Raw genomic sequence first — 9,228 nt, 5'->3', positions numbered from 1 at the left:
CGGCGTCCTGGACCGCCCGCCCGAACGCCCGCTCGGTCTGATTGCCGCGACGCCGTGCATAACGCTGCTGCGACCAGCCGCCCGCCTTCGTCCGGCCCTGGACGTAGTGGCGTCCGACCCGGTGCCGGATCAGTTCGGCTCCCTCGAAGATGCCGACGGCGTGGGAGTTGCGCCGAACCAGCAGGGCGCCGAGCCGCCGCGGTCGAGTGGCCGTGTCGACCAGGTCGGCCAGCGGGTCGTCGCCGGACGCGGTGCCCCAGGGCGTCTCGATCCAGGCGCGGGCACCGTCGGGGCTGACCAGCTGCACCGCGTCCGGCGTCACCACAGGCTCCGGCTGCGGGTGGCGGCGGGCGAATCCGGCCAGCCACCGCTCCAGCCTTTCGGGTGCCACCTGGACGCGCTGAACGTCGGTCATGGAGGGCAGCGTAGTGTTCTCGGTACTCTCACCTAACGAGTGGATATGGCCTAGTCTGGCCGCGGAAAACGGAGGCAGCCGGTGAGCGATCTCATTGATACGACGGAGATGTACCTCCGGACGATCTACGAACTCGGCGAGGAGGGCGTCCCGCCGTTGCGGGCGCGGATCGCCGAGCGGCTCAAGCAGAGCGGCCCGACGGTGTCCCAGACCGTGGCGCGGATGGAACGCGACGGCCTGTTGACCGTGGACACCGATCGCCAGCTGCGGCTTAGCCCTGCCGGTCTGAAGCTGGCGACCCGGGTGATGCGGCGTCATCGGCTGGCCGAGCGGCTGCTGATCGACGTGATCGGGCTGGACTGGGTGCACGCCCACGACGAAGCCTGCCGGTGGGAGCATGTGATCTCCACCGATGTCGAACGACGACTGGTGCATCTGCTGCACGAGCCGGTGGAATCTCCCTACGGCAACCCGATCCCGGCGCTGGCCGAACTCGGCGCCAAGCCGGCGCCGGAGGCGTTCCTCGACGGTGCGGTGCCGCTCTCGGAGGTGCTGTCACACCGGGGCCCGGTCACGGTGACGGTGCGTCGGTTCAGCGAGTATCTGCAGACCGACCAGCAGTTGCTGACCATGTTCGCCGAGGCGGGCGTGATGCCCGAGGCCGAGCTTTCGGCCAGCATGGACGGCCCCGCCCTGGTCCTGGCCGCCGAAGGTCGCGAGCCCGGACGCTTCGCGGGCATGGTGGCCGACCATCTGTTCGTGGCGAGCGACGCCTGAACCCGGCGCCACTGCGGGCTCGGAATAGGGCGGCGCCCCGCGGCGTTGGACCCGATGAACTCAGAGAGGAAATATGCATGGCTACGCGCGCCCTTGATCAACAGACCTTCGCCGAGGCGATCCAGGAGAACGAGACGGTGATCGTCGACTTCTGGGCCGACTGGTGCGGTCCGTGTCAGCGATTCGCCCCCGTGTTCGAGAAGGCGTCCGAGGCGCACTCCGACATCGTGTTCGGCAAGGTGGACACCGAGGATCAGCGGGCCCTGGCCGGCGGCCTGGGCATTCAGTCGATCCCGACCTTGATGGCCTTCCGTGGCGGCTACCTGGTCTACCGCGAGGCGGGCGCGATGAGCGGCCCGCAGTTCGAGGAACTCCTGAAAGCGGTGAAGGGTCTCGACATCGAGAAGTTGAAGGAGCAAGCAGCTGCAGCTGCCGGTTCTGACGAATCCTGAGATGTGAACTTCTAGTCACCCGCATGGGTGACATTCGGTACTGAGTCACACTATAATCAAGACGATCCCCGCCCCATCCCCCCGGGCGGGGATCGTCTTTGTGTGCGGAGGATCTCGTTGTCCGGCGGCCCCAGCAAGATTCGAACTTGCGACACAAGGTTTAGGAAACCTCTGCTCTATCCCCTGAGCTATGGGGCCCACCACCTTCGGGCGGTCACCAGCATAGGGGACCGCGGCTGGCCGGCTCATCTTGGGTGACTGGACCTCGGCTGCGGTGCGGCGACGAGGGGGCGCCAGTTGGTTGAAAAGTTGTCGATCGGCAAGAGTTTCCGATGCAGGCGTGCATTTGCCTGACGTATCGTCTAAACTCGGTCCCAGAGAGCGACGCCAGCTCGTTGATGTCTCCTGGGGGTGGGTAGACGGCTTTTGGCCCTTCGATAGGCGTCGCTCTCGTCATGCCCGCACGCTGATCCTTGGGCGTGTCCCGGGTCGTGAATTCCCTAGACTCGCGCCATGAGTGAAAGCGGACTTGCCGCAGCCGTCGCGAAGATGCGGGCCGCCGGCGCAAACGACCCGGCCATCGACGTCTTCTCCCACTACTACGGCGAGGCCAGCTCCGGGGCCACCGGGTTGATCCCCGAGGACACCATCGCCCCGTTGACCGATCCGCCACAGCTCAGCGCGGTCGATGTCGACGAGCGGACGGCCCGCGAAGCGATCGCGCGGACCGTGATCATCAAGCTCAACGGTGGTCTGGGCACCTCGATGGGCTTGGACCGGGCCAAGACACTGCTGCCGGTTCGCGAGGGGCTCACCTTCCTCGACCTGATCGTCCGGCAGATCACGGCTGCTCGGGAGGCTTATGAGGCGCCGCTGCCGCTGCTGTTCATGAACTCGTTCCGGACCAGGCAGGACACGCTGGACTACCTCGAGCGGTACCCGGATCTGCCGGTCGCCGGCCTGCCGGTCGATTTCCTGCAGAACGCCGAACCCAAGCTCACCGCCGACACCCTGGATCCGGTGGAGTGGCCGGCTGATCCGACGCTGGAGTGGTGCCCTCCCGGTCACGGCGACGTCTACACCGCGCTGGTCGGCTCAGGGGTTCTGGACGCCCTGCTGGCCGCCGGCATGAAATACGCCAGCATCGCCAACGGCGACAACCTGGGCGCCGGGCCCGACGCTCAGCTGGCCGGCTGGTTCGCCGCCAGCGGCGCGCCCTACGCGGCCGAGATCTGCCCGCGCACGGTGAACGACCGCAAGGGCGGCCACCTGGCGATCCGCAAGTCCGACGGGCAGCTGATCCTGCGTGACACCGCACAGACGCCGTCCGATGAGATGGACTACTTCACCGACGAGCACCGGCACCCGTACTTCCACACCAACAACCTGTGGATCGACCTCGAACAGCTGAAGAGCGCGCTGCAGTCCCGGGGCGCGGTGCTGGGCCTGCCGCTGATCCACAACGTGAAGACCGTCGACCCCGCCGACTCCACCTCACCGAAGGTGATCCAGCTCGAAACCGCGATGGGTGCCGCCATCGAGGTGTTTCCGGGAGCGACCGCGATCGCCGTCCCGCGGGCCCGGTTCCAGCCGGTCAAGACCACCAACGAGCTGCTGCTGTTGCGCTCGGACGTCTTCGACCTCGGCGAGGACGGACGGCTCACTCAAACCGTGGACGAACTGCCCCGGGTCGATCTCGACGGCCGCTACTACAAGCTGATCGACGACTTCCAGAACCGAGTCGAGGTGGCGCCGTCGTTGCGTGCCGCGCGGTCCTTCGTGGTGGCGGGCGACTGGACGTTCGACCGTCCGGTGGCGGTCGAGGGCGAGGCTGTCTTCCCCGACCTGGGCCGGCCCGCGCTGGCCGGGGTCGACGAGGCGCGGTGAGCGATCCCGCGCTGGCTGCGGCGGTCGGGTTCGCGCTCACCGGCGGCACCGCGTTGATCGCGAGCGTCGACCCGGATCCGCTGACGGCGCTGGCGGACGCCGGGTGGAGCCGGGCTCGGATCGTGGCGCATGCCGAACAGGTGCGTGCCGCCGGCGGCGTCTGGCCGCACCCGGTGCCGGACGAGTTGCGTGCCCAGGTGGGCAGCGCCCGGCTGTTCGCCCTGCTGCAGCGGCTGCAGGTCGAGTTGGGGCTGTTCGGACGCCCGGCCGCGCCGGCCGCGCCCCGTCCGTTGACCGCCGACGAACGCCGGCTGTTGAACGAGGTCCCGCCCCACCACGGCGTCTGAGTTCTCGTTGGTCGAGCTTGTCGAGACCCGGTCAACCAACCAACGGTCGACCTGTGACGCGAAGATCCCCCGCCACCGAGTGGTGACGGGGGATCGTGCGGTTGAAGACTCAGCCCTTCTTGAGTAGATCCCGGATCTCAGCGAGGAGCTCTTCGGTGGTCGGGGCGCCCGGCTCGGTCTCGGTGGGCTTCTCGGTCAGCTTCTTGAGCCGCTCGTAGGGCACCACGATGCCGAAGTAGACCACGAAGGCCATGATGATGAACGCGACCAGCGCGGTCAGGAACGGGCCGATGGAGTTCATGCCGAACGGCTGCCAGGAGTCGAAGTTGGGCGAGCCGCCGAGCTTGGCCAGCAGTTCCACCACGACTTTGGTGAAGGCGGTGGTCACCGTGGCGAATGCGCCGCCGATGATGAACGCCACCGCGATGTCGATCAGATTGCCTCGGAGCAGGAAGTCTTTGAAACCTTGAATCATTGTCATTCCCTTCGGTCACGGCTGCCCCCAAGTGCCGGGGGCTGGTGGTGGACCGTGCCGTGGCGAATGTAGCCAAGAGCGGGGTGAACGCTCTCGTCGTCCCCGGTGCTGGACGATACGGCGAGCGTGGAGTACAGGGTGCTCAGGCCCGTGCGGCGGGCGGTGCAGGACATCACCGGAGGCCGAAACCGAGTGGCCCGCGGGCTGCTGCGGCGGCGACCCGGGGCAGGCTGGCGGGTCTCACTTCGACCAGCAGCACCGGCCCGGAGGACTGCATCGGTGACAGCGGCGACGAACCACCGGGACGGGACAGCACGGCGACCACCCGTGCCGCCGATGCCAGCAGTACCGCGTCGGATTCGGCGTCGGCACCCAGCAGGTCGATGCGGTCGCCCACCTCGATCAACCCCACCGCGGTCGAGGTCAAGGTGACTGGCAGTACCGACAGCCCGGGCGCGGCCAGCGCCTCCCGGGTGACTACCGAGGCAGGTAGGAACACCGCCCCCGCGGGCAGCGAGACGGTGAGTGGACGCCCGAGTGCCTGCTGGGGATTGCTCAGAAAGTCGGCCGGCGCCGCATCCAGCGGTATCTGTCGCAGGCTGACGTCGTCGGTGGTGACGGTCTGTCCGCCCTGCAATGCGCGACTGGCGACCACCGCCGTCGTGGTGGCCGGCCCGGGTGGTCGCAGCACGCTCAGGGCTGCCCACACCGCAAGGCCGGCCAGCAGAGCGGCGCACACCCGTCGATACCGGCGTGCCACGCGCCGCACCCGCGTTCGGAAGGTCTTCACGCCCACAGTGGACGCCCAAGTCCCCGAAAATGGTCAAAATCGCGGTGACAAGGGGCGACGCAGTGCCCTTCTCCGCTGAATCAGGCGGCCGGTGCTCCGCTGCTGGATGAGTTGCTGGTCGTGGCCGGCGTCTTGTCGCCGCCCGACGTGGTGCTCGTGGACTTGCTGTCGCCGGCCTTGGCGTCGCCGGGTTTGCTGTCAGTCTTGGTGGAACTCGACGACGTGCTGCCCTTCTTCGCGGCTCGGCTGTCGGTGGCGTAGAACCCGGAGCCCTTGAATACCACCCCGACAGCGCTGAACACCTTGCGCAGCGTGCCCTCACAGGTGGGGCACTGGGTGAGCGGGTCGTCAGTGAACTTCTGCACGACCTCGAGCTGCGACGAGCAGTCCTGGCAACGGTACTGATAGGTGGGCATCGGCAAACTTCCAGAGATGACGGCGGGCGAACCGAGGGCATTCTAGTGCCCCGCAGGCGGGATCGGTTCCGTCCCACCCAACGCCCCGGGGCGGCGCCGCTATTCCCGGGCCGCGCGCAGCGCCCTGGTCTCGGTCACGATCGCATCGACCGGCCGGTCGAACGGTTCGACCGGCAGGGTGGGCAGCACCTCTGAGTCCCGCAGCAGCACCGCGATCAGCGCCTCCGGTGCGGCGAAGGGAAGGGCCCGGTCGTACCAGCCGCCGCCGGTGCCGAGCCGATCGCCGAACGGGGTCGCGGCGAGACCCGCGCACCACACCAGGGTTGCGGTTGCCAGCCCCTTCGCGCCGAGGCCCGGCCCGACCGGTTCCGGAATGGAGGCGTATCCGAGCCGCAGCCGGCCCCGTCCGGTGTACTGCGCCCAGTCCGGGTCGCGCCGCACGGAGCCGTCGGGGCGGCGTCCGAGCAAGGGGAGTAGGACAGTGCGCCCGGCCCCGTACAGCGCGTCGATCAGCGGCCAGGTGTCGGGCTCGTCGCCGGCCGAGGCGTAGAGCGCGATGACGCGGTGCCCAGCACAGAGCTCCAGGGCTGACGCCGTCCGGGCGCGGCTGGCGGAGGCGGGCTCGGGGACGGCCCGGGCTGCCCGGATCCGGGTGCGCAATGCCGCTTTCGCCGCCCGCAAAGTGACGGTCTCGGTGCCGTCCGGAGGGTTCGACGGGTCGGCCGTGGGCATTGTCCTATGGTAAGTCCCATGGCGCTTTTCGGACGTAAGAAGCAGGCTGCGGCTACGGTCGAGCAGGTGGACGAGACGGCGTCCGATCAGGAGGTGCCCGCGTCGTCGGCGTCGATCGGAATGGCTGAGTATCGTGCCGAGCTGCTCGCCGCGATCGAACCGTTGCGGCCGATCGGACTAGGCGTTCTGGACGCCTTCGGCCGCCGGCTCTGCGAAGACATCGTCTCCGACATCGCGCTGCCCACCTTCACCAGCGCGGCGACCGGCGGTTACGCCGTGCGTGCCGCCGACGTGGCGTCCGCGACGCCGTCCGATCCGGTCCGCCTGCCGGTGCTCGACACCCTGGACTCGCCGGCCTACCGGGGTGCGCCCCTGCTGGAACGGACGGCGATCCGGGTGGCGTTGGGCGCGCCCGTTCCCGAGGGAGCGGACGCCGTCGTCGCGCTCGACCGGACCGACGGCGGCGAATCCGAGGTGCGAGTCGACGCCTCGGTGGCGGTCGGGCAGCATCTGCGGCTCGCCGGCTCCGACATCGCCGACGGCACTCTGCTGCTCGAGCGGGGACGCATCGTGGACGCCGGGGCGGTCGGCCTGCTCGCCGAGGTCGGCCTCGACAAGGTGCTGGTCCGGCAGTCGCCCCGGGTGGCGGTGTTGACCATCGGCTCCGACCTGGTGCCGCCCGGCCTGCCGCTGACCTCACGGCTGCATCGCTACGACGCCACCAGCAGTCTGATCGCCGCGGGGGCAAGGGCTGACGGGGCCCAGGTGTTCGCGGCCGGCACGCTGGCCGACGATGCGGCGGTGATTCTCGAGGCGCTCACCGATCAGTTGATCCGCGCCGACCTGGTCGTGGTGGTCGGCGGTCTCGACGGTGCGTTGCCCGACGTGCTCGAGCGGCTCGGTGAACTCAGGCAGCGTCAGGTCACCGTGCATCCGGGGGGCACCCACGCGTTCGCCGTCGTCGGCGACGACCGGACGCCGGTGATCGCACTGCCCGCCGGGGTGTGGCCGGCCTTCGTCGGGTATCACGCCTTCGTCCGTCCGGCGCTCAACCGGCTGCAGGGTGAGCCGAACGAACTGCCGGTGAGCCGGGTGCTGCCGGCCCGGGTGGCGTTGCACGGCCAGCGCGGCGCGACCGAACTGATCCCGGCCGTCACCACCGGCCGCGGCGTGGAGCCGGCCGGCGACCTGGGTGCTGATCTGGCCCGCGACGTGGCTCGGGCGGACGCCCTGATCGTGCTGCCGCCCGGCACCGATCTGGTGCCGGCCAACTCCGATGTCGAGGTCTGGATGCTGACGCCGGCACGCACATGAGCGGTGCCGTCGGCTGGCCGGTGCGATTGAGTCACGGTCCGGTCACCCTGCGCCCGTGGCGCTTGACGGACCGGCCCGGCTGGGACGAGTTGCGCCGCCGCAACGCCTCGTGGACGGGGCCCTGGGACGCGACCCGGCCGCGAGACTCCGTCGAATCGCCGTTGACCTTCGCGGGCATGGTGCGGCAGTTCAACCGCCGGGCACGACAGGGCACCATGTTGCCGTTCGCGGTCGAATATCTGCCGCCCGAGCAGCGCCGTCCGGTACTCGCCGGGCAGCTGACCATCTCCGGCATCGCCCACGGGTCTGCCGGCTGGGCCCAAGCGGGGTACTGGGTCGACGAGCGATGGGCCGGACGCGGGATCATTCCGTTGGCGCTCGCGCTGGCCTGCGATCACTGCTTTTTCACGTTGCGGCTGCATCGGATCGAGGTGGCCATCCGGCCCGAGAACGCTCGCAGCCTGCGGGTGGTGGAGAAGCTGGGCTTCCGCTACGAGGGCGTCCGGCAGCGCTACATGCATGTGGACGGCGACTGGCGCGATCATGCGATGTTCGCCCTGCATGTCGAGGAGGTCGGCGCGGGTCTGGTCGCCCGGCTGGACGATCAGGCCTGACCATCACGGGATTGAGTGAGGATGGGCGACACTCCGTCGCTGGTCCGCCGACACGCCGACGGCGCCCCGTAGCGTTCGGGTGTGGGCCTGACGGGAGTGATTTTCGGCGTGATCGCCGCAGCATGGTTGGTCTATCTCGTGCCCTATTTTCTGCGTCGGCAGACTGATCCGGCACTCGACGAGGTCGATCCGGCGGCGCCGTTCTCGGCGACCGTGACGATCGTGCGTCCCGGAGTGTCGCTGGCCGATGCCGAAGAGGGTGCCGCGGTGGTGTCGACCCCGCTGACTCGGCGCGCGGCGCTGTACGAGCTGAGCCAGATCGACCGGCAGGCGGCGACCCGCCGGCGCCGGGTGCTGATGGTGCTGGCACTGGTGTTGTTCGCGGTCAGCGTGCCGGCCGCCCTGGGCCTGCTCGCCTGGTGGATACCGATCGTGCCGGCCGGCCTGCTGCTGCTGTTCCTGGTCGTCGCACGGTTCAGCGTCCGGGCCATGCGGCGCGACCTGGACGCCCGGGCGCGACGCATCCGTGAGGCCAGCGACGAGAAGACCGTCGCGATCGCCGTCCTGTCCGAGGATGAGGACACCGCCGAGGCCTCCATCGAGCTGACCGCCCCGGTTGCCAAGCCCGGCTCGCTGTGGGATCCGATCCCGATCACCGCGCCGACGTACGTGTCCAAGCCGCTGGCGCCGCGCACCGTCCGCACCATCGACCTGTCCGCGCCCGCGATGATGCCGACCAGCGGCGTCCCTGTCACCGCTGAGCCACTACCCAGCCAGATCGAGGACGACGGCGACGAGCGTCGCGCGGTCGGGGAGTGACGGCGTCCGGCGTCGAGATGAACCATCGGCGCAGGGGTGCTAAAGTCGTCTCTGCTCGTTGAGCAGTTGGGGCTATGGCGCAGTTGGTAGCGCGTCTCGTTCGCAATGAGAAGGTCAGGGGTTCGAATCCCCTTAGCTCCACCCAGTTGCTCTTATCAAAAGTGCAGATCGACGCTTGTGAGGCCGCCCG

General features: G+C 69.1%; 12 protein-coding genes and 2 tRNA genes. 8 read left to right on the top strand and 6 right to left on the bottom strand.

Annotated elements, in window-relative coordinates:
• Nucleotides 1–415, bottom strand: a 415-nt coding sequence (locus tag Q0066_RS10805; protein ID WP_298132771.1) for an acVLRF1 family peptidyl-tRNA hydrolase, incomplete at its 3' end; no start/stop codon positions are given.
• Nucleotides 416–496: 81 nt separating this feature from the next.
• Between Q0066_RS10805 and Q0066_RS10800 the strand changes: the two genes are divergently transcribed.
• Entirely contained in the window at nucleotides 497–1,192 is a 696-nt protein-coding gene (locus tag Q0066_RS10800) for a metal-dependent transcriptional regulator (protein WP_298132769.1), read from the top strand.
• 77 nt (nucleotides 1,193–1,269) lie between these two features.
• A complete protein-coding gene (trxA, locus tag Q0066_RS10795) occupies nucleotides 1,270–1,644 on the top strand; it encodes a thioredoxin (protein ID WP_298132768.1) in 375 nt (124 codons plus the stop codon).
• Nucleotides 1,645–1,769: 125 nt separating this feature from the next.
• On the opposite strand, the gene Q0066_RS10790 is transcribed toward trxA, so the two are convergent.
• A tRNA-Arg gene (locus Q0066_RS10790) sits at nucleotides 1,770–1,842 on the bottom strand.
• A 315-nt stretch (nucleotides 1,843–2,157) separates the two neighbouring features.
• Here Q0066_RS10790 and Q0066_RS10785 point away from each other — a divergent pair.
• Both Q0066_RS10785 and Q0066_RS10780 read left to right on the top strand, forming a co-directional pair.
• The gene (locus tag Q0066_RS10785) at nucleotides 2,158–3,531 is read left to right on the top strand and encodes a UTP--glucose-1-phosphate uridylyltransferase (RefSeq protein WP_298132766.1); all 1,374 of its coding nucleotides are present in this window, start codon (nucleotides 2,158–2,160) and stop codon (nucleotides 3,529–3,531) included.
• Nucleotides 3,528–3,878: a hypothetical protein gene (locus Q0066_RS10780; RefSeq protein ID WP_298132764.1), complete on the top strand. Its 351-nt coding sequence runs from the start codon at nucleotides 3,528–3,530 to the stop codon at nucleotides 3,876–3,878. Before Q0066_RS10785 ends, Q0066_RS10780 begins: the two co-directional genes overlap by 4 nt.
• A gap of 109 nt (nucleotides 3,879–3,987) precedes the next feature.
• Here the strand turns inward: Q0066_RS10780 and mscL are convergent, their stop codons facing one another.
• The 4 genes from mscL to Q0066_RS10760 form a co-directional block, all read right to left on the bottom strand.
• On the bottom strand, nucleotides 3,988–4,350 hold the full coding sequence (gene mscL / locus Q0066_RS10775; RefSeq protein ID WP_298132772.1) for a large conductance mechanosensitive channel protein MscL: 363 nt from the start codon (nucleotides 4,348–4,350) through the stop codon (nucleotides 3,988–3,990).
• A gap of 175 nt (nucleotides 4,351–4,525) precedes the next feature.
• Entirely contained in the window at nucleotides 4,526–5,143 is a 618-nt protein-coding gene (locus tag Q0066_RS10770; RefSeq protein WP_298132763.1) for an SAF domain-containing protein, read from the bottom strand.
• An 80-nt stretch (nucleotides 5,144–5,223) separates the two neighbouring features.
• Entirely contained in the window at nucleotides 5,224–5,559 is a 336-nt protein-coding gene (locus tag Q0066_RS10765) for an FmdB family zinc ribbon protein (protein ID WP_298132762.1), read from the bottom strand.
• A 99-nt stretch (nucleotides 5,560–5,658) separates the two neighbouring features.
• Nucleotides 5,659–6,291 (bottom strand): 5-formyltetrahydrofolate cyclo-ligase, encoded by a 633-nt coding sequence (locus tag Q0066_RS10760; protein ID WP_298132760.1) that lies wholly within the window; start codon nucleotides 6,289–6,291, stop codon nucleotides 5,659–5,661.
• A gap of 18 nt (nucleotides 6,292–6,309) precedes the next feature.
• Between Q0066_RS10760 and glp the strand changes: the two genes are divergently transcribed.
• From glp to Q0066_RS10740, 4 genes are all read left to right on the top strand, one after another.
• Nucleotides 6,310–7,605: a gephyrin-like molybdotransferase Glp gene (gene glp, locus Q0066_RS10755; protein ID WP_298132758.1), complete on the top strand. Its 1,296-nt coding sequence runs from the start codon at nucleotides 6,310–6,312 to the stop codon at nucleotides 7,603–7,605.
• Nucleotides 7,602–8,219 (top strand): GNAT family protein, encoded by a 618-nt coding sequence (locus tag Q0066_RS10750; RefSeq protein ID WP_298132756.1) that lies wholly within the window; start codon nucleotides 7,602–7,604, stop codon nucleotides 8,217–8,219. Before glp ends, Q0066_RS10750 begins: the two co-directional genes overlap by 4 nt.
• An 81-nt stretch (nucleotides 8,220–8,300) precedes the next feature.
• Nucleotides 8,301–9,038, top strand: a complete 738-nt coding sequence (locus tag Q0066_RS10745) for a hypothetical protein (protein ID WP_298132754.1) — start codon at nucleotides 8,301–8,303, stop codon at nucleotides 9,036–9,038.
• A 68-nt stretch (nucleotides 9,039–9,106) separates the two neighbouring features.
• Nucleotides 9,107–9,179: transfer RNA gene (locus Q0066_RS10740), tRNA-Ala, on the top strand.
• Nucleotides 9,180–9,228: the final 49 nt, after the last annotated feature.

This window comes from Micropruina sp., from assembly GCF_027492755.1.
Lineage (GTDB): Bacteria > Actinomycetota > Actinomycetes > Propionibacteriales > Propionibacteriaceae > Micropruina.
Note: the sequence above shows the minus strand (reverse complement) of the source record. Positions and strands in the feature narration are given on the sequence as shown.

What these genes read in the sequence shown, in the direction of transcription:
- glp (WP_298132758.1), top strand. Translation starts at nt 6,310, where the DNA reads ATGGCGCTTTTCGGACGTAAGAAGCAGGCTGCGGCTACGGTCGAGCAG.
- trxA (WP_298132768.1), top strand. Translation starts at nt 1,270, where the DNA reads ATGGCTACGCGCGCCCTTGATCAACAGACCTTCGCCGAGGCGATCCAG.
- Q0066_RS10760 (WP_298132760.1), bottom strand. Translation starts at nt 6,291, where the DNA reads ATGCCCACGGCCGACCCGTCGAACCCTCCGGACGGCACCGAGACCGTC.
- Q0066_RS10785 (WP_298132766.1), top strand. Translation starts at nt 2,158, where the DNA reads ATGAGTGAAAGCGGACTTGCCGCAGCCGTCGCGAAGATGCGGGCCGCC.
- Q0066_RS10765 (WP_298132762.1), bottom strand. Translation starts at nt 5,559, where the DNA reads ATGCCCACCTATCAGTACCGTTGCCAGGACTGCTCGTCGCAGCTCGAG.
- Q0066_RS10750 (WP_298132756.1), top strand. Translation starts at nt 7,602, where the DNA reads ATGAGCGGTGCCGTCGGCTGGCCGGTGCGATTGAGTCACGGTCCGGTC.